At 54.6% G+C, this 25,459-nt stretch carries 28 protein-coding genes; 17 read left to right on the top strand and 11 right to left on the bottom strand.

The features are described 5' to 3' along the window. Positions 1 to 5: 5 nt before the first annotated feature. Positions 6 to 476 (top strand): tRNA (uridine(34)/cytosine(34)/5-carboxymethylaminomethyluridine(34)-2'-O)-methyltransferase TrmL, encoded by a 471-nt coding sequence (trmL, locus tag EM595_RS00440; protein WP_067426684.1) that lies wholly within the window; start codon positions 6 to 8, stop codon positions 474 to 476. Between the two features lies 1 nt (position 477). On the opposite strand, the gene cysE is transcribed toward trmL, so the two are convergent. The 5 genes from cysE to EM595_RS00415 all read right to left on the bottom strand — a co-directional run bounded on the left by cysE (position 478) and on the right by EM595_RS00415 (position 3,595). Continuing rightward, positions 478 to 1,299 (bottom strand): serine O-acetyltransferase, encoded by an 822-nt coding sequence (gene cysE / locus EM595_RS00435; RefSeq protein WP_067426682.1) that lies wholly within the window; start codon positions 1,297 to 1,299, stop codon positions 478 to 480. A gap of 69 nt (positions 1,300 to 1,368) precedes the next feature. Further along, positions 1,369 to 2,388: an NAD(P)H-dependent glycerol-3-phosphate dehydrogenase gene (gpsA, locus tag EM595_RS00430; protein WP_067426679.1), complete on the bottom strand. Its 1,020-nt coding sequence runs from the start codon at positions 2,386 to 2,388 to the stop codon at positions 1,369 to 1,371. Beyond that, positions 2,388 to 2,852 (bottom strand): protein-export chaperone SecB, encoded by a 465-nt coding sequence (secB, locus tag EM595_RS00425; RefSeq protein WP_067426676.1) that lies wholly within the window; start codon positions 2,850 to 2,852, stop codon positions 2,388 to 2,390. The genes gpsA and secB overlap by 1 nt, the downstream gene beginning before the upstream one ends. A gap of 40 nt (positions 2,853 to 2,892) precedes the next feature. Then, on the bottom strand, positions 2,893 to 3,144 hold the full coding sequence (gene grxC / locus EM595_RS00420; RefSeq protein WP_067426673.1) for a glutaredoxin 3: 252 nt from the start codon (positions 3,142 to 3,144) through the stop codon (positions 2,893 to 2,895). A gap of 19 nt (positions 3,145 to 3,163) precedes the next feature. Then, positions 3,164 to 3,595 (bottom strand): rhodanese-like domain-containing protein, encoded by a 432-nt coding sequence (locus tag EM595_RS00415; protein WP_067426670.1) that lies wholly within the window; start codon positions 3,593 to 3,595, stop codon positions 3,164 to 3,166. Positions 3,596 to 3,982: 387 nt separating this feature from the next. Here EM595_RS00415 and envC point away from each other — a divergent pair, with 387 nt between their 5' ends. The 8 genes from envC to EM595_RS00375 all read left to right on the top strand — a co-directional run bounded on the left by envC (position 3,983) and on the right by EM595_RS00375 (position 12,466). Further along, positions 3,983 to 5,251 (top strand): murein hydrolase activator EnvC, encoded by a 1,269-nt coding sequence (envC, locus tag EM595_RS00410; RefSeq protein ID WP_231938711.1) that lies wholly within the window; start codon positions 3,983 to 3,985, stop codon positions 5,249 to 5,251. Between the two features lie 6 nt (positions 5,252 to 5,257). Beyond that, entirely contained in the window at positions 5,258 to 6,163 is a 906-nt protein-coding gene (locus EM595_RS00405) for a divergent polysaccharide deacetylase family protein (protein WP_067435028.1), read from the top strand. An 82-nt stretch (positions 6,164 to 6,245) separates the two neighbouring features. Next, complete coding sequence (locus tag EM595_RS00400) at positions 6,246 to 7,475, top strand: glycosyltransferase (RefSeq protein ID WP_067426664.1); 1,230 nt, start codon at positions 6,246 to 6,248, stop codon at positions 7,473 to 7,475. After that, the gene (locus tag EM595_RS00395) at positions 7,468 to 8,376 is read left to right on the top strand and encodes a hypothetical protein (RefSeq protein WP_067426660.1); all 909 of its coding nucleotides are present in this window, start codon (positions 7,468 to 7,470) and stop codon (positions 8,374 to 8,376) included. Before EM595_RS00400 ends, EM595_RS00395 begins: the two co-directional genes overlap by 8 nt. Before the next feature lie 197 nt (positions 8,377 to 8,573). Continuing rightward, positions 8,574 to 9,506, top strand: a complete 933-nt coding sequence (rfaD, locus tag EM595_RS00390) for an ADP-glyceromanno-heptose 6-epimerase (protein ID WP_067426657.1) — start codon at positions 8,574 to 8,576, stop codon at positions 9,504 to 9,506. 16 nt (positions 9,507 to 9,522) lie between these two features. Further along, complete coding sequence (gene rfaF / locus EM595_RS00385; RefSeq protein ID WP_067426654.1) at positions 9,523 to 10,578, top strand: ADP-heptose--LPS heptosyltransferase RfaF; 1,056 nt, start codon at positions 9,523 to 9,525, stop codon at positions 10,576 to 10,578. Continuing rightward, a complete protein-coding gene (gene rfaC, locus EM595_RS00380) occupies positions 10,575 to 11,543 on the top strand; it encodes a lipopolysaccharide heptosyltransferase RfaC (RefSeq protein WP_067426651.1) in 969 nt (322 codons plus the stop codon). Before rfaF ends, rfaC begins: the two co-directional genes overlap by 4 nt. A gap of 2 nt (positions 11,544 to 11,545) precedes the next feature. Beyond that, positions 11,546 to 12,466, top strand: a complete 921-nt coding sequence (locus EM595_RS00375; protein ID WP_067426649.1) for a glycosyltransferase family 2 protein — start codon at positions 11,546 to 11,548, stop codon at positions 12,464 to 12,466. 15 nt (positions 12,467 to 12,481) lie between these two features. Here EM595_RS00375 and EM595_RS00370 read toward each other — a convergent pair whose 3' ends face one another. Both EM595_RS00370 and EM595_RS00365 read right to left on the bottom strand, forming a co-directional pair. Continuing rightward, positions 12,482 to 13,717, bottom strand: coding sequence for an O-antigen ligase family protein (locus EM595_RS00370; protein WP_157883829.1), 1,236 nt, complete (start codon positions 13,715 to 13,717; stop codon positions 12,482 to 12,484). A 45-nt stretch (positions 13,718 to 13,762) separates the two neighbouring features. Then, positions 13,763 to 14,719, bottom strand: coding sequence for a polysaccharide deacetylase family protein (locus EM595_RS00365; protein WP_067426644.1), 957 nt, complete (start codon positions 14,717 to 14,719; stop codon positions 13,763 to 13,765). A 321-nt stretch (positions 14,720 to 15,040) separates the two neighbouring features. Here EM595_RS00365 and EM595_RS00360 point away from each other — a divergent pair, with 321 nt between their 5' ends. From EM595_RS00360 to coaD, 8 genes are all read left to right on the top strand, one after another. Next, positions 15,041 to 16,141: a glycosyltransferase gene (locus EM595_RS00360; protein ID WP_067435025.1), complete on the top strand. Its 1,101-nt coding sequence runs from the start codon at positions 15,041 to 15,043 to the stop codon at positions 16,139 to 16,141. A 57-nt stretch (positions 16,142 to 16,198) separates the two neighbouring features. Continuing rightward, on the top strand, positions 16,199 to 17,293 hold the full coding sequence (locus EM595_RS00355; RefSeq protein WP_067426641.1) for a glycosyltransferase family 9 protein: 1,095 nt from the start codon (positions 16,199 to 16,201) through the stop codon (positions 17,291 to 17,293). Between the two features lie 3 nt (positions 17,294 to 17,296). Further along, the gene (locus EM595_RS00350; protein ID WP_071852463.1) at positions 17,297 to 18,298 is read left to right on the top strand and encodes a glycosyltransferase; all 1,002 of its coding nucleotides are present in this window, start codon (positions 17,297 to 17,299) and stop codon (positions 18,296 to 18,298) included. 72 nt (positions 18,299 to 18,370) lie between these two features. Next, on the top strand, positions 18,371 to 19,447 hold the full coding sequence (rfaQ, locus tag EM595_RS00345; RefSeq protein ID WP_067426638.1) for a putative lipopolysaccharide heptosyltransferase III: 1,077 nt from the start codon (positions 18,371 to 18,373) through the stop codon (positions 19,445 to 19,447). Further along, positions 19,440 to 20,576 carry a glycosyltransferase family 4 protein gene (locus EM595_RS00340; RefSeq protein WP_067426634.1) on the top strand — a complete coding sequence of 379 codons (1,137 nt, stop codon included), beginning with the start codon at positions 19,440 to 19,442 and terminating at the stop codon, positions 20,574 to 20,576. The genes rfaQ and EM595_RS00340 overlap by 8 nt, the downstream gene beginning before the upstream one ends. An 89-nt stretch (positions 20,577 to 20,665) precedes the next feature. After that, on the top strand, positions 20,666 to 21,940 hold the full coding sequence (gene waaA / locus EM595_RS00335; RefSeq protein WP_067426631.1) for a lipid IV(A) 3-deoxy-D-manno-octulosonic acid transferase: 1,275 nt from the start codon (positions 20,666 to 20,668) through the stop codon (positions 21,938 to 21,940). After that, positions 21,941 to 22,711, top strand: coding sequence for a glycosyltransferase family 2 protein (locus EM595_RS00330; RefSeq protein WP_067426628.1), 771 nt, complete (start codon positions 21,941 to 21,943; stop codon positions 22,709 to 22,711). A 3-nt stretch (positions 22,712 to 22,714) separates the two neighbouring features. Beyond that, positions 22,715 to 23,203, top strand: coding sequence for a pantetheine-phosphate adenylyltransferase (gene coaD / locus EM595_RS00325; RefSeq protein WP_067426624.1), 489 nt, complete (start codon positions 22,715 to 22,717; stop codon positions 23,201 to 23,203). Here the strand turns inward: coaD and mutM are convergent. The 4 genes from mutM to radC form a co-directional block, all read right to left on the bottom strand. Then, positions 23,200 to 24,009: a bifunctional DNA-formamidopyrimidine glycosylase/DNA-(apurinic or apyrimidinic site) lyase gene (gene mutM, locus EM595_RS00320; RefSeq protein ID WP_067426621.1), complete on the bottom strand. Its 810-nt coding sequence runs from the start codon at positions 24,007 to 24,009 to the stop codon at positions 23,200 to 23,202. The two genes, coaD and mutM, sit on opposite strands and share 4 nt — an antisense overlap. Before the next feature lie 73 nt (positions 24,010 to 24,082). Then, the gene (rpmG, locus tag EM595_RS00315) at positions 24,083 to 24,250 is read right to left on the bottom strand and encodes a 50S ribosomal protein L33 (RefSeq protein WP_013094893.1); all 168 of its coding nucleotides are present in this window, start codon (positions 24,248 to 24,250) and stop codon (positions 24,083 to 24,085) included. Between the two features lie 11 nt (positions 24,251 to 24,261). Beyond that, on the bottom strand, positions 24,262 to 24,498 hold the full coding sequence (rpmB, locus tag EM595_RS00310; protein ID WP_067426617.1) for a 50S ribosomal protein L28: 237 nt from the start codon (positions 24,496 to 24,498) through the stop codon (positions 24,262 to 24,264). Positions 24,499 to 24,745: 247 nt separating this feature from the next. Continuing rightward, positions 24,746 to 25,414 carry a RadC family protein gene (gene radC / locus EM595_RS00305; protein WP_067426615.1) on the bottom strand — a complete coding sequence of 223 codons (669 nt, stop codon included), beginning with the start codon at positions 25,412 to 25,414 and terminating at the stop codon, positions 24,746 to 24,748. Positions 25,415 to 25,459: the final 45 nt, after the last annotated feature.

Raw genomic sequence — 25,459 nt, 5'->3', positions numbered from 1 at the left:
GCCGTATGCTAAACATTGTTTTATTTGAACCTGAGATTCCGCCAAACACCGGAAACATCATTCGTCTGTGTGCCAACACGGGCTTTCAACTGCATTTAATCGAACCGATGGGCTTTGCCTGGGATGACAAGCGCCTGCGTCGTGCCGGGCTCGACTATCACGAGTTCACCTCAATCAAGCACCACGCAAATTATGACGCGTTTCTGAACAGCGAGCAGCCTGCGCGCCTGTTTGCCCTTACCACCAAAGGCACACCTGCCCACAGCGCGGTAGCGTGGCAAGCAGGAGATTATTTGCTGTTTGGTCCGGAGAGTCGCGGCTTGCCCGCAGAAATACTGGCGGCATTGCCTGCCGAGCAGAAAATTCGCATTCCGATGATGCCGGAAAGCCGCAGTATGAATCTTTCCAATGCGGTTTCAGTAGTGGTGTATGAAGCCTGGCGCCAGCTCGATTATGCCGGCGCGCTAATACGCTGAGTTAAATCCCGTCGCCAAATTCAAAGCCTGCCAGCGTACCGTTGAAGTGCTGATCCATATCCATGGAGGGCTTTTCGCTGCCAGGCTTGCCGACGATGCGCGCAGGCACGCCAGCCGCGGTGGTATGCGGAGGCACCGGTTGTAATACCACCGAACCGGCGCCAATTTTAGCGCCGCGCCCTACTTCGATATTCCCCAGCACCTTGGCACCGGCGCCGATCATCACGCCTTCACGAATTTTAGGATGGCGATCGCCGCTGGTTTTGCCGGTCCCGCCGAGCGTCACCGACTGCAAAATAGAGACGTCGTTTTCTACCACTGCCGTTTCGCCAATCACAATACCGGTCGCGTGATCCAGCATAATGCCGTGGCCGATTTTCGCTGCCGGATGAATATCCACCGCAAACGACACCGAAATTTCATTTTGCAGGTAAACCGCCAGCGCACGCCGCCCTTCATTCCATAACCAGTGACCGATGCGATAGGCCTGCAAAGCGTGGAAGCCCTTCAGATAGAGTAACGGCGTCGAGTATTTGTCGATAGCGGGATCGCGTAAACGAACGGCTTCGATATCGCGTGCAGCAGAGGCAATCATCGTTGGATCGTTACGGTAAGCTTCTTCAACGATTTCGCGGATAGCGATAGCAGGCATAATCGGATTGGCCAGCTTGTTGGCCAGCATGTAACTCAGCGCACTGCCTAAATTCTCATGCTTCAGCAACGTGGCGTGATAAAAGCTGGCCAGCATCGGCTCACAATCCGCGAGGGCGCGAGCTTCAGCTTTGATATTTTTCCAGACCAACCCTAATTCATCACACGACATTACTTTCTCCCGAAGAAAAAGCGCCCGCTTATCCGTGGCGCTGCAGGTTAACGCGCTTTGTATCCTCTCTTAGCGCTGGTCGTTTTCATCCTTCCTGGTACGACCCAGTAACGTCAATGCTGCCTCTCGCGCTGATTTTTCGCAATACAGCACCTGATAAATCTGCTCGGTTATCGGCATTTCCACACCAAATCTGCTGGCTAACGCCCTGACTTCTTTGGTATTTCTGTAGCCCTCTACAACTTGTCCGATATTGTGCTGTGCCTGCTCAACACTGATATCCTGCCCTAACATCATGCCAAAACGGCGGTTTCGGGACTGGTTATCAGTACAGGTCAGTACCAAATCACCCAAGCCAGCCATGCCCATAAAGGTGGTAGCATCAGCGCCCAACGCAGCACCAAGTCGGCTCATTTCAGCCAGACCACGGGTAATCAGCGCCGTGCGCGCATTGGCACCAAAGCCGATGCCGTCCGACATGCCTGCACCAATCGCAATCACGTTTTTCACCGCGCCGCCCAGCTGCACACCGATAAAATCGGGATTACTGTAAACACGAAAGCTTTTTCCACAGTGCAGTAACTGCTGCAGATCGTCAGCAAACTGGTCGTCGGTTGCAGCCAGAGCGATAGCCGTTGGCATACCAGCGGCCAGTTCTTTAGCAAAGGTAGGTCCGGAGATCACCGCCAGCGGCATGGTATCGCCAAGGATCTCTCTGGCAACGTCCTGCAACAGTCGCCCGGTCTCTTTTTCCAGGCCTTTGGTAGCCCAGACAAGACGCGAGTCACTACGCAGATGCGGTTTGATTTGTTGCAACACATCGCCAAACACATGGCTGGGCACCACAACCAACAGGTCGCGCGTGGCCGCTACGGCGCGGGCAAGCTCGGGTTCGAGACGCAGGGTATCCGGGAAGGTAACATCGGGCAGAAAAGCGCTGTTGCAACGTTCGGCCTCAAGCTGTGCCAGATGTTGCGGATTATGGCCCCATAACAGCACATCATGGCCGTTACGAGCGAGAGTAATAGCCAGTGCGGTGCCGTAAGATCCGGCACCGATGACGGTCATAGACGCGTTCAGTTTGTTCATCAGGCATCCTGATGTGGTTCTGCGCCTTCATTCTGCTGCTGCAGGTAATTCATAAACAGCGCATCGAAGTTGACCGGCGCAAGGTTTAACTGCGGGAAGGTACCACGCGAAACCAGGCTGGTGATGCATTCACGTGCATACGGGAACAGAATATTTGGGCAATACGCGCCAAGGCAATGCGCCAGCTGATTACCATCAATACCGGAAACGGTGAAGATACCGCCCTGTTGAACTTCACACAGGAAAGCGGTTTCGGTTTCAACGGTAGCCGTTACCGTAACGCGCAGAACGACTTCATACACTTCATCAGCCAACTGCGTTGATGCGGTATCAAGATCCAGTTTAACGTCTGGTTCCCACTCTTTCTGGAAAACTTGTGGCGCATTCGGCGCTTCGAAAGAGATATCTTTGGTGTAAATGCGTTGAATCTGGAACTGCATTTCGCTGTTACTTTGTTCTGACATCTTGCAATCCTATCGGTTAATAACCAGCCGCGCGCTGAGATTACTGCAAAAGGGAATCAAGTCCGTTTCGTCCGTCGAGCGCATATAAATCGTCACAGCCACCAATGTGCTGCGCATCGATAAAAATTTGAGGAACGGTTGTACGGCCGCTACGTTTGATCATCTCTTCGCGCTTATCGGCATCACCATCAATGGGGATTTCCTGAAATGCTGCGCCTTTCTGTTCCAACAGCGCTTTTGCCCGATGGCAAAAAGGGCAGGTCGCTTTGGTATAGATCTCAATATTGGCCATGCTCATCACCTCTTAAGAATTATTTACCACGCACCAGCGGCAGATTTTCTCCGCTCCAGCCCGATACGCCATCTTTCAGTACGTAAACCTGTGCAAAATCTAACGCGCTCAGCTGTGCAGCGGGTTCAGCTGCACTGGTACCGTTAGCACAAACAACAATTATGGGCTGTGCTTTATGCTTTTCCAGTTCGCCAACGCTGCCTTTCTTAATATCAGCAGCGGCAACGTTCATTGCGCCAGAGATATGCCCTTTACGGTATTCGTCGCGGTTGCGAACGTCGACAACAACAGCATCTTCTTTGTTTATCAGACGAGTAGCTTCGCCACGGCTGATAGTTTTTACTTTAGAGAACATGCCTTTAACGGTCGTCACGATCACTAAAACCAACAAAACAACCCATGCCAAACTCAAAATGGTGTGATTGCCTGCGAATTGCATAATTTCTTGCATGAGGGGTAACAACTCCCAACCGGGTTAATAAGCGAAAACAAGGGTTCTGAGTATACCTGTGGCATCTCGCATGTACAGTCGTGAAGCGGCCAGAGTGACGTTTTATGCCTTAGATTCCAAAAAAAAGTGCAACGCCATGATTCCCGACATTACCGCACGCAGTCAGGCAACGAAACGGCACAATTAACCCGCGCCCTAAAAAACATTACGCCATCGGAAATCATCCACAGCGTCTAAAATAAGCGCTTAACGCAAGGATAAATAAAAATGATGCGCTGTCACTATTGGAAACGGAAATCCTGTCAGAGATGTCTGGTAAGCCGCTGTTCATCGTGGAATAATCTGCCTCCTATGAGGGAAAAAGCAGCAGTTTCACATCCAGGGACGATGACCAATGGCACCGTTATATCGCCATTGTCGACCCCCCTTTCACTCCTGTGTGCCAGCCTGGTATGTGCAGGCGCACTGCTGTGGTCTCTCCCCAGCCAGGCCGCTGACGACAACAAATCGCAGCTGAAATCGATCCAGCAGGATATTGCTGAAAAAGAAAAAAGCGTTAAGCAGCAGAAGCTGCAACGCAGCAAACTGCTTGAACAACTGCAGAGCCAGGAAAAAACTGTGGCCCAGGCCAGCCGGCAGCTGCGTGAAACCCGCCTGACGCTGGCCGCACTGAATAAAGATATCGCCTCGCTTACCGCCTCCATTGCCAGGCTTGAACAGCAGCAAAAACAACAGGAAAGCCTGTTAGCACAGCAGCTGGATGCCGCTTTTCGTCAGGGCCAGCATAGCGGCGTACAGCTCATGTTTGGTGGCGAAGAGAGCAAGCGAAGCGAACGCATTCTTGCTTACTTCAGCTACATCAATGAGGCCCGGCAAAAAAACATTAATGACCTGCAGCAGACTCGTCGCGAGCTAACCACGCAGAAAGCATCGCTGGAGGCGAAAAAGTCGCAGCAAAAGGCGTTAGCCGATCAGCAACAAACGCAGCAGGCGAAACTGGAACAGGCGCGGGCAGCACGTAAAGCAACGCTGACCACGCTGGAATCGTCGCTGCAAAAAGATCAGGCCGATCTCACCGAGATGCGTCAGAACGAGAGCCGCCTGCAGGATAAAATTGCCCGTGCCGAACGGGAAGCAAAAGCACGTGCCGAGCGTGAAGCGCGCGAAGCTGAAAAGGTTCGTCAGCGTCAGGCGCAGGCGAAAGCCAAAGGCTCGACTTACAAACCGAGTGAAAGCGAACGCTCGCTGATGGCGCGAACCGGCGGTCTCGGCCGCTCCGGTGGCCAGGCGCGCTGGCCAGTTCAGGGCCGTATTGAACATCGTTTCGGCGAGCAGATGCAGGGCGAACTGCGCTGGAAAGGTCTGGTGATTGATGCACCGGAAGGCAGTGAAGTTCGTGCCATTGCCGATGGCCGCGTCTTAATGGCTGACTGGCTGCAGGGCTATGGTCTGGTTGTGGTGGTTGAGCACGGCAAAGGTGATATGAGCCTGTATGGCTATAACCAGAGCGCGCTGGTCAGCGTGGGCACGCAGGTTAAAGCCGGCGAGCCTATCGCTCTGGTGGGCACCAGCGGCGGCCGCGGTACGCCGTCACTCTATTTTGAAATCCGCCGGCAGGGTCAGGCCGTCAACCCACTTCCGTGGTTAGGAAAATAAGTTTTGTTGTTATCCAAACGCGTTCTGCTGCTCGGCGCCCTTTTGCTCAGCAGCGCTGCTCAGGCGGGAAAACTGGCCATCGTTATTGATGATTTTGGCTACCGCCCGACGCAGGAAAATCAGGTTCTGCAAATGCCCGCTGCGCTTTCTGTCGCGGTGTTGCCCACTGCGCCACACGCCCGCGAAATGGCCACCAAAGCGCACCAGCGCGGCCATGAGGTACTTATTCATCTGCCGATGGCCCCGTTGAGCAAGCAGCCGCTGGAGAAAGATACGCTACAGCCGGAAATGCCCGTCGCGGAGATTGAACGCATTATTCGCAACGCGGTAAGCAATGTGCCTTATGCTGTGGGGCTTAATAATCATATGGGCAGCAAAATGACGTCCAGCTTGCCCGGCATGCAAAAAGTGATGCAGGTGCTGAATCACTACAATTTCTACTTTCTCGACAGCATGACCATCGCCAACAGTCAGTCAACCAATGCAGCAGCCGGCACTAACGTTAAAGTGATCAAACGGCGCGTGTTCCTTGATGACAGCCAGAACGAAGCGGATATTCGCAAACAATTTACGCGTGCCGTGCACCTGGCACAGCGCGACGGTTTTGCCATTGCGATTGGCCACCCGCATCCCACTACCGTGCGTGTGCTGCAGCAAATGCTGCCAACCTTGCCCGCTGACATTACGCTGGTTCGCCCAAGCCAGCTGCTGAACGAATCTTACAGCCGTGGTCCTTCCACGACACCAAACACGCCACCGCTGACCTCGAAGCCGAAAAATCCTTTCCGCGGCATCGAAACCTGTAAGGTGCCCAAACCTCTTGCGCCAGTTCCTGCTACCCGCGCGCTGGGTATCATTGCCGACAGTGTGGCCGAGGGTCCGCTGGCCAAAGTGATCAACGCGCTGTTTTAAACGCAAACGCTGAAAAAACGGGTTCGGCGGCAGAAAGCCACTATAATGCCGCCGATTCCTTTAGACACAGGACAGCCAAACGATGACAGGCAGAAGGCAAAAAATTCTGCTGCTGGACACCGGCCGCGAATGGGGCGGCGGCACGAACAGCATGCTGGAACTCCTGAAGCGTATTGATCGACATCGGTTCGATATCACCTGCTGCTTCTACCATAACTACAGCCGTGGCGAAGGCGAAACCATTGCGCAGGCGCTGCAGGCTATCGGCATCGACGTGTGTTTTATTGCGCAATTCCGCCAGCCGCGCTGGGCCAAGCTAAGCAAAGAGCTGTTACGCGGGCTGCTATTCTTCAGTCGTCCATTGAAAGGCGCTGCGGCACGCGCGGTCGATCTGCGCTGGCGTGTTCGGCCCAATGCACAGGCGATAGCCGACCTGCTGCGTTCGGGCGGTTATGACACGCTTTATATGAACAATCAGCCCAGCACCAACGTTGAAGGCTATCTGGCCGCTGAATCAGTGCCGATCGCCGTGGTGCAGCACTGCCGTATTGAACCGCAGATGACACCACCACTGGTCAGGATGGTGAACCGCACCGGCGATCTGATTATTGCCGTTTCCCACGGCGTCCACCGCGCTCTGTGCGAAAGCGGCGTGGCCGCGGAAAAATGTGCCGTCGTGGCTAACGCCATTGATATTCACCAGCCGTTGCCCGATCCGCAAAAAATTCGTCAGCAGTATGCGCTTCCGCCGCACACCTTTTTATTTGGCACCATCGGCTCGCTGATATTGCGCAAAGCCAATCATCACGTGCTGCAGGCGCTGGCCACCTTTAGCGCCGCCTGTCCGCAGGCAGAATGGAAGCTGATGATTGTCGGCAGCGGGCCGGAACAGCAAAAATTGCAGCAGCAGGCAGCCAGTCTGCATATTCAGGATCGCGTGATATTTACCGGCTTTCAAAACAACGCCCTGGATTATCTTGCTGCGTTTGATGCATTTATTCTGGCGTCGAAAAGTGAAGGCCTGCCGCGCGTGGTACTGGAAGCGATGCTGGTGAATACGGCAGTGATAGGTTCGCGTGTTACCGGCACCGCAGAGTTGATTACCCATCAGCGCACCGGCCTGCTTTTTGACTACGGCGACACCGCCACGCTCGGTGCACAGATGCAACAGCTCTGGCAGGATGCGCCCTTGCGCAAAGCGTTAGTTGAGGCCGCAGGCCGTAGCGTGCGTGAACATTATGCGATTGAAAACTATGTTGCCGGCGTGGAACAGCGCCTGCAAAGCGTCATGAAGGGAAAGCCGCATGTTTAAATTTTTAAATTCTCACTATCGCCATATCCGCTCGCGCCACAACATTCCTTACACGCAGCCTGATGCTCAGGGCAACGTGCCGGTCACGTCGGTGGTGATTCCCTGCACCGGCGCCGATTTTATTGAAGAAGCACAGCTGTGCGCGCTGTTCGCCGAACGCTATGCGCCCGATCTGCAAGAAATTGTCATCGTTAGCGATCAGCCTGCCGCCAGCTTTGGCACCCTGCCCGCTAAAACACGGGTAGTGACGCTGGAGGTACCGCTGCGCGACGGCGATTACCGCTACAAGCAGATCTATCGCAGCCGTTTGATCAAACTTCAGGCACCGCTGCAGGCGCGCACCGACGGTATTTTGATGATCGATTCCGATCTCAATTTGCTGAAAATGCCGGTAATTAACATGCATAAAGGCCACCTTTACTCCAGTTTTCGTCAGGGCAAAATGATCGCGAAACTCAGCGGCGCCCCGACAGAAAATATTCCGGCTTATTATCAGCACTGCGTGCGCCCGTTTATTGTCGATCACGTTAACGGGGCTTTCCTGGCCGCCACGCGTGACACCTGGAAACGCATTTGTGCTTTGTGGCTGACATTATTTCAGGATACCTGGGAACTGATGGATGACTCGCAGCCACCCACGGACCAACTCCCGTTAGCGGCACTGCTTGATATGCTGGATATCCGGACGATAAATCTCGGTGACTGGATGAACTGGCCGGTTTCAAAACGCATCGGCGGCACCGAAGCGGTGATTCCCAGCGAAGTGATTGGTGCTCACGGCGGTTTCCCGCTGAGTGAATGGCAAAAATATCTGCATTCTCCCGCCACGCCGCTGCTGTTTAAAGGCCAGGACTACACGCGTAAAGTGCGTTATCTGACCGACGCTGAAAAAGCCAAATAGCCCTGCAGACGGACCGCTTTTGGTGGTCCGTCGCCCTTTCCCGCGTCTCTTCCTGCTGAGTGGTTCAACTATCATTGCCCGCGATGCATCGGGTTTACAGAGTCATCTGGCTGTTGATAGCCTGCTGAAATGTTATGATAAAAGACATTAGCGGATGAAACTTTCCGTTTCTCCCACCATTAATTAAGGTCAAACGTATGATTATCGTCACTGGCGGCGCCGGCATGATCGGCAGCAACATTGTTAAGGCTCTCAATAACGACGGTTTTAACGACATTCTCGTGGTAGATAACCTCAAAGATGGCACCAAGTTTATCAATCTGGCCGATCTTGATATCACTGACTACATGGATAAAGAAGAATTCCAGGTCAGCGTGCTAGCCGGTGATGACTTTGGCCCGATTGAAGCCGTATTCCATGAAGGTGCCTGCTCAGCGACCACCGAATGGGATGGCAAGTACATGATGGATAACAACTATCAGTACTCCAAAGAGCTGCTGCATTTCTGCCTTGAGCGTGAAATCCCTTTCCTTTACGCCTCTTCCGCGGCGACCTACGGCGGACGCAACGATAATTTCATCGAAGAGCGCGAATATGAGCAGCCGTTGAACGTTTACGGCTACTCCAAAATGTTGTTCGACCACTACGTGCGTCAAATTCTGCCAGAGGCCGATTCGCAGATTTGTGGCTTCCGCTACTTCAACGTTTACGGTCCACGCGAAGGCCACAAAGGCAGCATGGCCAGCGTCGCTTTCCATCTCAATACGCAGCTGAGCAACGGTGAGAACCCGAAACTGTTTGAAGGCAGCGACGGCTTCAAACGCGACTTTATCCACGTTGATGATGTCGCGTCCGTTAATCTGTGGTGCTGGAAAAATGGCGTATCCGGCATTTTCAACTGCGGAACCGGTCGGGCAGAATCCTTCCAGGAAGTGGCCGATGCGGCGCTGAAATTCCATAACAAAGGCGAAATTGAGTACATCCCTTTCCCGGAAAAACTCAAAGGGCGTTATCAGGCTTATACCAAAGCTGACCTGACCAAACTGCGCGCGGCTGGCTACGATAAACCGTTTAAAACGGTCGCGGAAGGCGTGGCAGAATATATGGCCTGGCTCAACCGCAACGCATAAGGAAGGCGATACCGGCATGAAAATATTGGTGATTGGCCCGTCATGGGTCGGCGATATGATGATGTCCCAAAGTCTCTATCGCACCCTCAAGGCGAACCATCCCGATGCGGTAATCGACGTGATGGCACCCGCCTGGTGCCGTCCTTTACTGTCGCGTATGCCGGAAGTCAATCAGGCGCTGGCCATGCCGCTGGGCCACGGTGCGCTGGCACTCGGCGAACGGCGCCGCCTGGGCAAAAGTTTGCGCCAGCACGGTTACGATCGCGCTTACGTACTGCCCGGCTCATTCAAATCTGCGCTGGTACCCTTTTTTGCTGATATTCCACAGCGCACCGGCTGGCGTGGTGAAATGCGCTATGGCCTGCTTAACGATCTGCGTGTGCTGGATAAAGCGGCATTTCCCCTGATGGTAGAACGCTACGTCGCACTGGCCTTTGAAAAAGGCCAAATTCATAGCGCCCGCGATCTGCCACAGCCGCTGCTCTGGCCTCAGCTACAGGTCACGCCGCAGGAAAAACAGCAAACGGCAGCGCTGTTCGGCCTTGATACCGAGCGGCCGGTTATCGGTTTCTGTCCCGGCGCTGAGTTTGGTCCTGCCAAGCGCTGGCCGCATTATCATTATGCCGCACTGGCACAGCAGTTAATCAATGACGGTTACCAGATTCTGCTGTTTGGCTCAGCCAAAGATCGCGAAACCGGCGAGGAGATTGTTGCCACGCTCGAGGCTAACGATCGGCGCTGGTGTCGCAATCTGGCAGGCGAGACTGAACTGGAGCAGGCGGTTATCCTGCTGGCGCAGTGTGCCGCCGTGGTCAGCAACGATTCTGGTCTGATGCACATTGCCGCGGCGCTGAACCGGCCGCTGGTGGCACTCTATGGCCCAAGCAGCCCGGATTTTACGCCGCCGCTGTCGAAGCAGGCGCAGGTGATTCGTCTTATCAGCGGTTATCACAAGGTGCGTAAAGGCGATGCCGCACAGGGTTATCATCAAAGCCTGATCGATATTCAGCCCGCCCGGGTGCTGGAAACGCTGCGTCCGCTGCTGGCCGCCGGCCAGGAGCATAGCGCATGAAGGTGTTAATTATTAAAACCTCGTCGATGGGCGACGTACTGCACACGCTGCCGGCGCTCACCGACGCAATGCGCGCGATTGAAGGCATCCGCTTCGACTGGGTAGTTGAAGAGAATTTTGCCCAAATTCCCGGCTGGCATCCGGCGGTCGATCGGGTTATTCCGGTTGCCATTCGTCGCTGGCGCAAACACTGGTTTGGTAGCCAACAGCGTGAAGAGCGCGTGGCTTTCAAGCGTGAACTGCAGTCCTGCACCTATGACGTGGTGATTGATGCACAGGGGCTGATCAAAAGCGCCGCGCTGGTAACGCGCCTGGCGAAAGGCGTCAAGCATGGTCAGGACAGCCGCAGCGCACGTGAGCCCTTTGCCAGTTGGTGGTACGACAAACGCCATGAGATCGATAAACGTCAGCACGCGGTAGAGCGCACGCGGGAGCTGTTCGCGAAAAGCCTCGGCTATGAACTGCCGGCCCAAAAAGGTGATTACGCTATTGCTGCCCACTTCCTGACGAACGCCGCGCAACAGGCGACGCCCTATCTGGTGTTTCTGCACGCTACCACGCGTGACAATAAACACTGGCCGGAAGCACACTGGCGCGAATTGATTGGTCTGCTGGCAGACAGCGGTTTGCAGATCAAGCTGCCGTGGGGCGCAGAGCACGAACATCAGCGCGCTCAGCGCCTGGCGGAAGGCTTTGATCATGTTGACGTCCTGCCTAAACTTACGCTGGAACAGGTCGCTCGCACGCTCGCCAGTGCACAGGCGGTAGTATCAGTAGATACCGGTTTAAGTCATCTGGCAGCCGCTTTGGATCGGCCTAATATCACCTTATATGGCCCAACCGATCCGGGTCTGATTGGCGGCTACGGTGAAAATCAGATAGCACTGCGGCCACCGCAGGGCAACAGCATGGCGGATATCACGCCTGAGCAGGTAATGTCTTTGCTGCCATTGACGGGTAAATAAGCATGCGCGATTCTGCCGTTCTGAGCGTTCTGATCACTGCCCACAATTGTGCTACCTGGCTGGACGCCACGCTGGAAAGCGTGATCGCCGCTATTGCAGGCGCAGACGATCAGTGCGAAGTCATCATCATTAACGATGCCTCTGAGGATGAAACTCAGCAGATTATCGATGCGTTCACTGTCCGCTATCCGCGGCTGATCAGCGACAATACGGCGCTGCGCAATATTGGCAAGGTGCGGAATCATGCCATTAACCTGGCGCAAGGTGACTATGTGCTGATGGTGGATGGTGACGATCGTTTATTGCCTGGTGCTATTGCGGACCACCTGAAGGTGCTTACACAGCAGCAGCCTGCTCTCTATCTGAGCAAAATCATTGAATGCCGCACGGAAACGCCAGCGGCAAACTGGCAGTTTTCATCGCCGAACCAACTGACAACCCACAGCGCTATCCAAAAATTTCTCATTCATCGTGAATTTCAGGCACACGTTATCGGGCAGTATTTCCGCCGCACGCTGTTGCTGGCAAATCCTTTTCCACCTTTTGTTTGCTATGAAGATACCTGGCTTTTTCCGTTGCTGTTAACTCAGGCAGAGAAGATTCTTTATACCGATGCCGGATTTTATCTTTATCGTAAACACAGCAACAGCCTGTCGACGGTCATGAACGACGAGAAGGTGGATTGTATGGTGGCGGCGACGCGCCATCTGGATGAGGTGTTGCCTGTGGAATTTCAGCCATTAATCGTGTGCCACTGGCTGGACGTGGCGCACCGCCATCGGGACGTGTTGCAACGTACCGGACACTGGCAAGAAGTTGTGGAGCGGATTCTGACCACCAGGCTGATGCGTTTCATGTTAAACGGCGCGGTTCGCACCAGCTACAAACGCAAAATGCTGGCCTTTCGGAAAGGGATCCGCTGATCCCTTTCCGGCTACTCAGACTCGCTTTTTCCCCGCCTCAAGCCGCTGCCACATCACACTCATGATAATAATCAGCACAATGCAGATGGTCATTTCACGACTGATAAACACCACATCCGTCAAACCACTCACAATGATGCAAAGCATAATGCCAAACAGTGGCGCATTTTTATTACGCAGGGCCCAGCCGAGCAGAACAATATAAAATAGCACCACCACCAGCGCGCCGGGAATGCCCTGCAGCGTCGCGCTATCCAGCAACTCATTATGCAGGTGCACCGGCGCATACACCATTGCGGTAGTGTCCTTATGCGTGGTGTCTACGTAATGTTGAAACCATGCCGTACGCTGCTCAGTGCGCATGCCCATCGGATTTTCAGCCAGACAGGCTACACCGACGCGCCACATTGCCAGGCGGCTGGTGAGCGAGCCAAGCTGATTGCCGTTGGCATTGTTGTACAGTTGATATTCGGCGATGGTGGCATCCAGCCTTGGCTCAATCACCGGCTTGTAACTCAGCGCACCCAATAACACTACCGCACCCAGCACCCAAAGCATCGCTTTCGCCCCGAGATGGCGAAAATGAAACAAACCCACCAGCATAATGATCAGCGGATAGGCGGCAATCATATTGCGCGTGCCGGTCTGCACAATAATGAAAAACGAGACGGCAAAAATAGCCAGGCAGATCAGCAGCCGGGACACACGGTGGCTTTCGCTGGCCAACATAAACAACAGTGCCGCAGAGAGCATGGCATAGCCGTACGCGGAGATAGTCGCGCGATCGAGCGCAAACTCCACGCGGCCCATGGCCCCCGCGTACTGCCAGAAGCCAAACAGGCTGGCACCGACAAAAGCGGCAATAAGGCCATAACGGATCAGCCGCAGGCTTTGTTGTGCGTAAGTCTGGAAATGGGCCAGCAGGTAATAGCCAATGACGCCGCCAATCAGCATGCGCTTGCCCGCGTTAAGATAATCGTTATAAGGCGAATAATCGGCGCTGCCAGTGTAAGCCAGATAAAACCAGATCACTTTGCTTAACCCCAGCAGCAGCAGCATTCCCGGCAGCCACAGCAACTGGCGATTGAACGTCCGGACAGAACCCAAAACGCCAGCCAGTGAAAAATAGAACGCCCAGTAAAAAGTCACCTTAGCCGTTTTCTCGTCGATAAAGGTGAACATTACCGAGAGCACAACGGCGCATAACGCCAAATAGTAAATCGCACTGCGCCACTGCTTTGCCTTAGACATTACTTCCATTTTTACGCTCTTCTCCTGCAATCGCTATGCGCGATATTATCCCATTCGCCGATCGTAATATTCAGCGAGCGTCATGCCCTGAGTTTGTGGCTGTAGCCAGGCAAACAGCGCATCGAGATGTTGATACAGCTGCTCAATATCCGCTTCGTTTTTAAATGTCGGACTGCCATCGGGCATAAATTCTGACGAATGCAGCATGAACTCGACGTAGTCGGCGCCCTGCTGCAGGCTTTGCTCGACCGCGCGCTTCATCAACGCCAGATTATTGCGGCCAGGCCGCAACCAGTTCATGGACGGGTTGCGCCGTTTGCCGCGCAGCCGATCGTACCCCTGCTTCAGTGCATTCAGCAGCGGCGGATGCTTGGGATGAATCGTCATCGGCACTTCCAGCAGCCCGCTGTTACCGGGCCGCGAAATGTCTTTCTCATCGAGGAAATAGGCTTCCCGAGGAAAATGACGATAGTCGGTGCCGCCAGTGCCTTGCGGTGCACCCGGTGCGGTACGCCAGTCGACGCCCGGCGTCACCGAACAGTCAACGCGGTAGCCCAGTTCGGTCAGGATACGTGCATAGCGGGCATCAAAAGCCCAGCGACCGGCGCGGTGACTGACCATTTTGGTCTGGAAGGTCTCTTCCAGCAAACGGGTCATGTACGTCACCTTATCGCGCAATACCGGTTCAGGGAACTCAATCAGGTAGGGCTGATAGCGCCAGTCATCGTCGGTAAGCGGCAGCGTGGGTGGGCTGTGCCAGGCGTGCAGGTGCATGCCGATTTCCCCCTGTTGCCGCGCCAGTACATCGCGGGCAAAGGCGATATAAACCGGATCGGTTGCCATCTCATAGTTGGTCAGCCAGGTTGGCTTAAACGCATATTTTTCGCACAGCTGCTGGAAACGCGGCAGAAAGCGCGCATTTTCCGTGGTGATGTGCCGGTGATTGCGCCAGAGATTGTCGCCTTCAGTGTCGATGGTGATTAAAAAAGCGGGCTTTGTCATTCCGTATCCATCAGGGGAAAGAAAACGGTGATCATGTTACGCAGGGGCTATGATCAGCGCAAAAGAAATCCATCAATTCTCATCGATCCCCTTTGCCATGCACGCGTAGCGCAGTAGACTGCGCTCAATGAGGATCGATAAAAAAGAGCAGTTTATGCATCCATGGATGAACAGTTTGTTTTTCGCCGGTTTGGAAAGCTTAGCGTACTCTTTTCCAACAGCCGCAACGTTCTGCCCTGTGCCTGCAGCGGACGAAGCTTGCGTATTTTAGCCTGGCGGCTTTTCTTTTGAAGGGTAATTAACGTGTCCAAGCGCATTTTGATGATCATTGACGGTTTACCGGGCGGTGGCGCGGAAAAGGTCGTGTTGACGCTGGCGGAAGGTTTTTTGGCGAGAGGGCATCGCGTCTCGCTGTTTTCGCTGCGCAGTGTCTGCGATTACGCCATTCCTGTCGGGCTCGACTACCAGATAGTCAAAGATCACTGCGATAAACCCTGGCGCAAACTCACCGAACTACAGCGTCGAGCCAACCAGCTGGACGACGCCATTGCGGCGGCTGAGCAGGCGGATGGCGCTTTCGATCTGGTACTTTCTCACCTGCATAAAACCGACCGCATTGTCAGACGCTGCCCTCAGTTGGATGCGCACAAGGTCTGGTTTTGCCTGCACGGAGTCTTTTCCGTTTCCTATCTGTCGCGGCGTAAAGGCCTGTCACGCTGGCTGAAACGGCTGAAAACCTGGCAGGTTTACCACCAGCGTAATCTGATTGCGGTGTCAGACTACGTGCTGAAAGATATGGAACGCCATTATGGCGTACGACCTGCGCAAGCGCGTGTCATCGCGAATCCCTTCGACATTGAGGCTATTCGTCAGCGTGCCGACGAACCCTGTCCGATGGCAGGAACCGATTATCTGCTGCACGTTGGCCGTATTCATGAAACCAAACGCCAGGATCGACTGATACACGCCTATGCGCTGAGCAAAATTGAGGCGCCGCTGGTGATCATTGGCCAGGGCGATAAATTGCGCACCGAACGCCTTAAGCAGCTGGCGGAGAAACTCAACGTCAGTGAGCGCATCATTTTCCAGGGATTCACACAAAATCCTTACGCGTGGATTAAGCATGCTCGTATGCTGGTCGCCAGTTCAGATAGCGAAGGCTTCGGTAACGTGCTGGTCGAGGCCCTGATTTGTCATACGCCGGTGGTGAGCACGCGCTCGCCTGGCGGCACGGTATCAATTATGGAAGGGGATTTAGCGCGCGGACTGGCAGAGCTGAATGCGGAGTCGCTGGCTGAAAAAATGATTGAGATCTATCGCAATCCACCCGATTTGCGCAGCATCGATCTCTCTCGTTACAGTCTCGACACCATCTGCCAGCACTATCTGTCGCTCGCTACATCCGGAAAAAATGGATCTTAATACGCATATGCCCGGTGAAACACGCAGCGCACTTGCCTCTCTCGTGAAGGAAACGGCGTGAATTATATTTTTTTCTTTCTGCTGCTCTTGCCCGTTAAGTGGGTCATGAAGCTGCTGCATAAAAGCAGCGGCAAAACATTGGTGATTCAAACCGCGAAAATCGGCGACTTTGTGAATATCACGCCGCTGTTAACGCATCTGCAAAAATGCGATGCGCTGCTCAGCCGCTCGGTGGCTCCGCTGGCGGAAAACGACGATCACATTGAACATATCTGGTACATCGAAAACTATAAAACCACGCTGATTGAAAAATTTCGCCTGGCGCTACAACTGATGAATCGTTATGACACGGTTTACCTGCTGCACCCCAACAACGCCAATCTGTTTTACGCCGCTTGCTGCAACGCCAGCAACAAGCAGTTTATCGCCAACTATCGGCGCAAAGCCTATCAGTCGCTGTTTTATGCCACCGCAAACGGCATTGTAGAGCACACCACCACACAGTTAACGGTGGAAAGCTATCTCAAGCTGGCGGATCGCAGCTTCACTAAAGCGAGCTATCCCAAGCATGCTACGCATCCTCTGTGGCAACAGCAGCCGCTACCAGCGGATTTGTTGCGCGAAGACGGCATGAAAATCGGTATCAGCATCTCTGCGGGCAACCAGGCAAAAACCATTCCGCCTGCGGTGTGGAAAGCGCTGTTTGAGCGGCTGAGCGATTTACCCTGCCTGTTTTATATTTTTGGTGCACCGAATGAGCAATCACGGCTGGATGAACTGCTAAAGCTCACCGGCAAGCGCAGCAATATCATTAATATGATCGGCCAGCTTCCACTGCAGGCGGTGCCGCAGGCGATTGGCGCGATGGATGTGTATATCGCTTCAGATTCCGGCAATGTCTATATCGCCGATGCCATGCAGGTGCCGGTGGTGTTGATTTATGGCCCGTGCTGTGTTGAAGAACAGCGTCCGCTTGGCGACGTGTTGTTGATTGGCCCGGACCACATTGCGCCGTCATCCTTTGTCTTCGACACGCCGCCTGCCTACCGTTATTCAGCGGAGCAGCTGTTTGGCCTTGACCAGCGCAAGCTGGATGACATTTACCACTTTATTTCGGCACGCCTTCCTGCGCGCCTGCGCCACGATGATTAAATTATGACCGAGTTCTCATCTCCTGCTGCACCCCAGCTCAGCATTATTGTGCCAATGTTCAACGCTGGCGACCTGTTCGCGCCTTTTATGCAATCGCTGCTGGCGCAAACGCTGACGTCGCTGGAAATCATCATCGTTGATGATGGCTCTACCGACGGCAGCGGCGAGTTGGCAGACGAGTACGCAACGCAGCATGCTCATGTTTCGGTTATTCATCAGGAGAATGGCGGCGTATCGCGCGCACGCAATGCGGGCCTGGCCGTCGCCCGTGGCAAATATGTCACGTTTCCTGATGCTGACGATCAGATGATGCCTGCTATGTATCAGCAACTGGTCACCATGGCGGAAACAGACAATCTTGATGTTGCTCAGTGCAACGCCGAAGTCTGTTTCAAGGGCAGCGATCGCGTGAAGGCGCTGATTCCCACCGAGCGCCTGCGCTCAACGCCGGTCCTCAGCGGCGCAGAATGGCTGAACACCGCGCTGAACACGCGGCGTTATCTGCACGTTGTCTGGCTCGGAATTTATCGTCGTGAGCTGATTGAAACGCAGCAACTGTGGTTTGAACCTGGCCTGCATCATCAGGATATTCCCTGGACCACCGAGTTCATGATGAACGCATCACGTGCGCGCTACACCGACACGCCGCTCTATCGTTACTACATGCACGACCAGTCGATCAGCAATCGCAAGCGTACCGGGCAGCGCAACGTGGAATATCAGCGCCACTACCTCAAAATTGCGCGCATGCTTGAAGAGATTAACCAGCGCTATCGGCACAAGGTCACCATTTATCCCGCCTTCCATCGGCAGATCACCTACGAAGCGCTGAGCGTATGTCACGCCGTGCGTCGTGAGCCGGATGCAGATGCGCGCCGGGCAATCATTGCCGATATTTTTGCTACACAGACGCATCGCCGGATGTTACGCAACGCACGCGGCCTCAAACAGTGGTATCAATTGCTGCTCTGGCTCAGTCGTATTTATAAATGGCGTAACAAATGAGTGCCTGCGGCACCTTTTCCCTGTTAATACTTTGCCCTACAATCGGGCCACCTAACTTTGAGACTGGTGAGTATGGCAAGCTCAATTCCTGCAAACTTTACGCCTGACAATATTCTGCTGATAAAACTGCGCCATCATGGCGATATGTTGCTGACCACGCCGGTGATCAACGCGCTGCGACAACGCTATCCGCAGGCCAATATTGATGTGCTGCTTTATCAGGAAACGCGCCCCATGCTGCAGGCTAATCCCGATATTCGTCAGCTACATGTGATCGATCGCAAGTGGAAGCAGGAAGGCGCCAGAAAAAAACTGGCGCATGAATGGGCACTGCTCAAACGCGTTCGCGCCAGCCGATATGATGTGGTGATCAACCTTGCCGATCAGTGGCGCAGCGCCATTATCACACTGTTTTCAGGCGCGCCGGTGCGCATCGGTTTCGACTACAAAAAGCGCGATAACGCCTTCTGGCGCCTCTGTCATACCCATCGCGTTTCCACCGCCGAACACGGCAAGCTGCATACCGTGGAACAGAATCTGTCGGCGCTGGCACCGCTGGGTATTCTGGCCCGCGATACCGTCGCCTCAATGCATTATGAAGCGGATGACTGGCCGCAAACCGCCGCGTTGCTGGCCGGGCTGGATGTCAGTGACTCTTTTATCGTTATTCAGCCGACATCGCGCTGGATATTCAAATGTTGGGATGATGAAAAAGTCGCAGCGGTTATCGATCGCCTGGCGCGTGCCGATCGCAAAATCGTGCTCACCGCGGCGCCGGATAAAAACGAGCTGGCGATGATCGATAATATCCTCGCCCACTGTAAAACACCGCATGTGGTCTCCGTAGCCGGGAAATTATCACTGACCAAACTGGCGGCGCTGATCGACCATGCAGTGCTGTTTATCGGCGTCGATTCAGCACCAATGCACATGGCCGCCGCGCTGGATACGCCCTGCCTGGCGCTGTTTGGGCCAACAAAGCTGCAGCACTGGCGACCATGGGGATTTAATAACCGGGTCATCTGGGCCGGTGATTATGGCCCATTGCCCGCGCCCGATTCGATTGACACCAAAACGCAACAGCGCTATCTGACCACCATTCCGGTAGAGGATGTGGTGGTGGCTGCAAGGAAACTGCTCAATGAATAAATTACGTCTGGCGATTGTGCGGCAGAAATATCGGCCCGACGGCGGCGCTGAGCGCTTTATTTCGCGCGCGCTGGAAGCCCTTGGCAGCGAGCAGCTGGAGCTGAACATCATTACCCGCAGCTGGCAAGGCACGCCGCATCCCGACTGGCATCTGCATATCTGCAATCCGTCGAAGCTGGGCCGCGTTTCCCGCGAACGCGGCTTCGCGGTTGCGGCACGCGCCTGCTGGCAGCAGCAGAAATTTGATATTGTGCAGAGCCATGAGCGCATCGCCGGTTGCGACATCTTTCGTGCGGGCGACGGTGTACATCGCGTCTGGCTGGAACAGCGTGCCCGCATTGTGACGCCATGGCAGCGCCTGAGCGCGGCGATCAGTCCTTATCATCGTTACGTGCTGCAGGCGGAAAAAGAGATGTTTCATTCGCCCGAGCTGAAAGCGGTGATCTGCAATTCCGAGATGGTGAAACGGGATATTATTCGCTGTTTTCAGCTTGATGCCGCCAGGATCCATGTCATTTACAACGCCATCGACAGCCAGCGCTTTCAGCCTGCCAGCGAAGAAAGCCGCGCCGCGGTACGGCAGCAGCTGCATATTCCTGGCGAGGCAACCGCGCTGATTTATGTTGGTTCAGGCTTTGAGCGCAAAGGATTGAAGGCGGCCATTCAGGCGGTGGCGCGCAGCGATCGTTATCTGATTATCGTGGGCCAGGATAAACAGCTAAAACGCTATCAGCAGCTTGCCAATCGTCTGAATTGCCTTGACCGACTGCGCTTTGTTGGCATGCAACAGGATGTGCAATCCTTCTACCACGCCGCGGATGGCCTGATTTTGCCCACGCTCTACGATCCATTTCCCAACGTGGTACTGGAAGCGATGGCATGCGGGCTGCCGGTTATCACCAGCACCGGCTGCGGCGGCGCGGAGTTTATCGAAAATGGCAAGCAGGGTTTTGTCTGCGATGCATTAGATATCAACGCGTTAAGCGAAGCAGTAAAGGCAATACCCTCAAAATCGCAAAATTCTGCCATGGGTGACGCCGCACGCGACAGAATTCTGCCTTATACGCCGCAGCGTCTGGCTTCAGAGCTCACTTCTTTGTACCAAAAGGTATTGCAAACCGGCCAGTGAAGTAGGGTGAGAGTGCGCAAGTTATCTGCTAACATGCCGCATTCTCACTTTTTGGTTATGTTTGACGCGATCGTGTCGTAAAGAAGGCTATGACGACAATTTATACCGCCCTGCTCTATCTCATTCAGCCCCTGATCTGGCTGCGCCTGTGGCTGCGCGGTCGCAAAGCGCCTGCCTATCGCCAGCGCTGGGCAGAACGTTACGGTTACTGTACGGGCAAGGTCAAACCCGGCGGTATTCTGCTGCACTCTGTTTCGGTAGGCGAAACGCTGGCGGCCGTTCCGCTGGTTCGCGCTTTGCGGCATCGCTATCCTACGCTGCCGATCACCGTGACAACCATGACCCCGACCGGCTCAGAACGTGCGCAGTCTGCCTTTGGCAAAGATGTTCATCATGTCTATCTGCCTTATGATTTGCCGGGCGCCATTAACCGTTTTCTGAACGTGGTCGATCCTAAGCTGGTGATCATCATGGAAACCGAGCTGTGGCCAAACATCATCACCGCGCTGCATCAGCGCCATATTCCGCTGGTGATTGCCAATGCGCGCCTCTCGGCCCGCTCTGCCAAAGGCTATAAAAAGCTGGGCAAATTTATGGCGCAGCTGCTGCAACGCATTACGCTGATTGCCGCGCAGAACGAGGAAGATGGCGAACGGTTTGTTGACCTTGGCCTGAAACGCACCCAGCTGACCATCACCGGCAGCCTGAAATTTGATATTTCGGTGACGCCGGAACTGGCAGCACGTGCGCTGACCCTGCGTCGCCAGTGGGCTTCGCGTCGGCCAGTGTGGATCGCCACCAGCACGCACGAAGGCGAAGAGAGCCTGATCCTTGATGCGCATCGCCGCCTGCTGGCGCGCTTCCCAGACCTGCTGTTGATTCTGGTGCCGCGGCATCCTGAACGTTTCGACGTGGCGCGTGACATGACGCAAAAACGCGGCTTCAGTTACATTCTGCGCAGCAGCGGTGAAATTCCTTCCGGCAGCACGCAGGTCGTAATTGGCGACACCATGGGCGAACTGATGCTGCTGTATGGCATTGCCGATCTCGCCTTTGTCGGCGGCAGCCTGGTGGAGCGCGGCGGCCATAATCCACTGGAAGCAGCGGCGCACGCCATTCCGGTGCTGATGGGCCCGCACACCTTTAACTTCAAAGATATCTGCGCCAAGCTGCAGGAATCAGATGCGCTGATCACCGTTACCGACGTTATCTCACTCGATAAAGAGATCGGTAATCTGCTCAGCGACGATGATTATCGCCGCTACTACGGCCGTCACGCCGTGGAAGTGCTGCATCAGAATCAGGGCGCGCTTCAGCGCGTATTGCAGCTGCTGGAACCTTACTTACCGCCACGGAATCACTAAATGCACCCGCGCCAACCACTCTCTGTTGTGATGATCGCTAAAAACGAGTCGGCGTTGCTGGCGGATGCATTGATCTCAGTAAGCTGGGCCGATGAGATCGTGGTGCTGGATGCGGGCAGTAGCGATAACACGCCGGAGATTGCCCGTCAGCATGGCGCAAAAGTCTTTACCGCCGGTCCGTGGCAGGGCTATGGCAAACAGCGCCAGCAGGCGCAGCAGCACGCCAGCCATGAGATGATTTTGATGATCGATGCCGACGAGCGCGTGACGCCCGAACTGCGCGCGGCCATCGAACAGGCGCTGATGCAGCCGCAGCCGGACGTCATTTATAGCATTGCGCGACGCAATCTGTTTCTCGGTCGTTTTATGCGTCACAGCGGCTGGTATCCCGATCGCGTGCTACGTCTCTATCCGCGCGCATGGCGCTACAACGATAACCAGGTTCATGAGTCGCTTGAGACTGCCGGCGCACGCGTCGTGCCGTTGCAGGGCGATTTGCTGCATCTGACCTGTCGTGACTTCTCTACCTTCCAGCGTAAACAGCTGGCCTATGCCGAAGCCTGGGCGCAGCAGCGCCATCAGCAGGGTAAAAGCTGCAGCATCTATTCCGTCTTCAGCCATACCACCGGCGCTTTTTTGAAAACGCTGCTGCTCCGCGCCGGATTCCTTGATGGTAAACAGGGCTGGCTGTTAGCAATGGTCAACGCGCAATATACTTTTAATAAATACGCGGCGCTGTGGGCGCTGAATCAGGCCAACCAGAGAAAATAGCTTATGGGCACCAAAGCAATTTATCCCGGTACGTTCGATCCGCTGACAAACGGTCATCTTGATATTGTCAGCCGGGCAGCCCTGATGTTCGATCAGGTTGTGCTCGCTATTGCGGCCAGCCCGAGCAAAAAACCGCTGTTCTCGCTGGATGAGCGGGTGGCGATGGCGCGCGAAGCGGTAGAGCCTTTGGGCAATGTCGAGGTGCTGGGCTTTAGCGAGTTGATGGCTGACTTCGCCAGAGCGCAGGGCGCAAACGTGCTGGTACGCGGCCTGCGTGCGGTATCAGATTTTGAATATGAGATGCAGCTGGCACGGATGAATCGTCATCTGCTGGCCAGCCTGGAAAGCGTGTTTCTGATGCCGTCGGAGAAATATTCCTTTGTCTCCTCTTCGCTGGTCAAAGAGGTGGCGCGGCATCACGGTGACGTGGAGGCTTTTCTGCCACCGTCGATTCATCAGGCGTTGTTAAACCGCCTCAACGCGCCAGCTTAATGCTGGCAGAGCGGGCACCAGAAGGTTGATCGCTGCGCATGTTTGGCGCTGAGGATTGGCGTGCCGCAGACCCGACAGGGTTCACCTGCTCGACCATAAACCTGCAACTGCTGAGCAAAATAGCCCGGCTTGCCATCGGTTTGCAGGAAATCGCGCAGCGTCGTACCGCCCTGTTCAATTGAACGCAGCAGCACAGCCTTGATGGTGCGCACCAGCAGTTCCGCCTCTTCCGGCGTGATGGCATTGGCCGCACGATCGGGCAGGATCCCCGCAGCAAACAGCGATTCGCTGGCATAGATATTCCCGACGCCCACCACCAGCTTATTGTCCATCAGCCACGGCTTGATGGCGCTTTTTTTGCTACGTGACTTCTGCCACAGATAGTCGCTGGTAAAGTCATCGCTCAGCGGTTCCGGCCCCAGATGTGCCAACACGTTGCTGGCAGCTAAATCGGTGCTCCAAAGCCAGGCACCAAAGCGGCGCGGATCGGTATAGCGCAGCACCTTGCCGTTGCTCATCACTAAATCGACATGGTCATGTTTGGCCGCTGGCATATCATGCGGCAAAATGCGCAGACTGCCGGACATGCCAAGATGAATGATAATCCACCCTTCCGGCAGCTCAAGCAGCAGGTATTTGGCACGCCGCTGAACGCTCAGCACCGGCCGATCGCTCAGGGCATGAATTTCGCTGGAAACCGGCCAGCGCAAACGCGGATTACGCACCACCGCATGCACGATGGTTTCACCGACCAGATGCGGCTCAATACCGCGCCGACTGGTTTCGACTTCAGGTAATTCAGGCATGCCCACTCCTTACTGTGCGTTTCATACAAACAAAAAACCCGGCCGGAGCCGGGTTTTTTATCAGAAGCAAAAATTACTTAATTTTGGCTTCTTTGTACATCACGTGCTGACGGACAACTGGATCGAATTTCTTCAGTTCCAATTTTTCCGGCTTAGTACGTTTGTTCTTCGTGGTGGTATAGAAGTGCCCTGTACCAGCAGAAGAAACAAGCTTGATTTTCTCACGAATACCTTTAGCCATGATTCAGTTCCTTAGTACTTCTCACCACGGGCGCGCAGATCGGCCAAAACCGTCTCAATGCCCTTTTTATCAATAACGCGCATACCTTTAGCAGATACACGCAGCGTAACAAAGCGCTTTTCACCCTCAACCCAAAAACGGTGTGAGTGCAGGTTAGGCAGGAAACGGCGTTTCGTCGCGTTCATTGCGTGGGAACGATTGTTACCGCTCACCGGACGCTTGCCAGTTACTTGGCAGACTCGTGACATGTCTATTCTCCAAAAATCAAATCAGCTCGAGCTTAAAAAACCAGGTGTTGGCCGCCTCGTCAGGCTCTGAGTCCATCCAGGCGAGTTCAATGTGAACCCGCTGAGTTGGCCCAAACGCCAAACCCGAGATTCTCAAAGGTGGCGTAGTATACGCTCTGCCGGGCAAGTGCTCAAGTCCCGAACAGATAAAGATCCCTCAGGATCGCCTAAAATTACCGCATTATCGCCACATTGCTGCGGAAAATAATCAAAGCCACCCGCGCTCTGCAAACGAGACAAACTCACCGCGGCCAATCACGATATGATCTAACAATCTGATATTTAATAATATACAGGCATCTTTTATCTTATCGGTGATAAAACGGTCGGCCTGGCTGGGTTCCGCGAAGCCGGAGGGATGATTGTGCGCCAGGATCAGCGACGCCGCGTTTATTTTAAGCGCCTCGCGGATAATTTCCCGCGGATGCACTTCCACACTATTAATGCTGCCGCTGAACATCGTCTGCGCCAGCAACACGCGATGGCGGTTATCAAGAAACAGCGCCATAAAGATCTCACGCTCCTGATGCGCCAGCACGCTTTGCAGGTAGTGATAGGTTGCCTGCGGATTTTCCAGCACGTTCTCACTGAGTAACTGCGTGCTAAAAAAGCGCTTTCCCAGTTCGGCAATGGCATGCAGCTGCGCCAGCTTGGCCTCGCCGACGCCTTTAATATGACTAAAGTCAGCTTGTCCGGCGGTCATGATGTTATAAAGTGAACCGAACTCATTCAGCATGCGTTGTGCCAGCATCAGCACCGGCACGCCCGACGCCCCAGTGCGCAAAAATATCGCCAACAGCTCGGCATCGCTTAATGCGCTTGCGCCCTGTTGCTGTAACTTTTCTCTTGGCGGCAGGCTGCCGGATACCTTTTCCATCGTCCACTCCTGTGTTCGGCACCGAGTATGCGCGTCCCCTTCACC

This window comes from Duffyella gerundensis (assembly GCF_001517405.1).
Classification (GTDB): Bacteria; Pseudomonadota; Gammaproteobacteria; order Enterobacterales; family Enterobacteriaceae; genus Duffyella; species Duffyella gerundensis.
The sequence above is the reverse complement of the archived record's forward strand: the minus strand, read 5'-3'. Positions and strand labels throughout refer to the sequence as shown.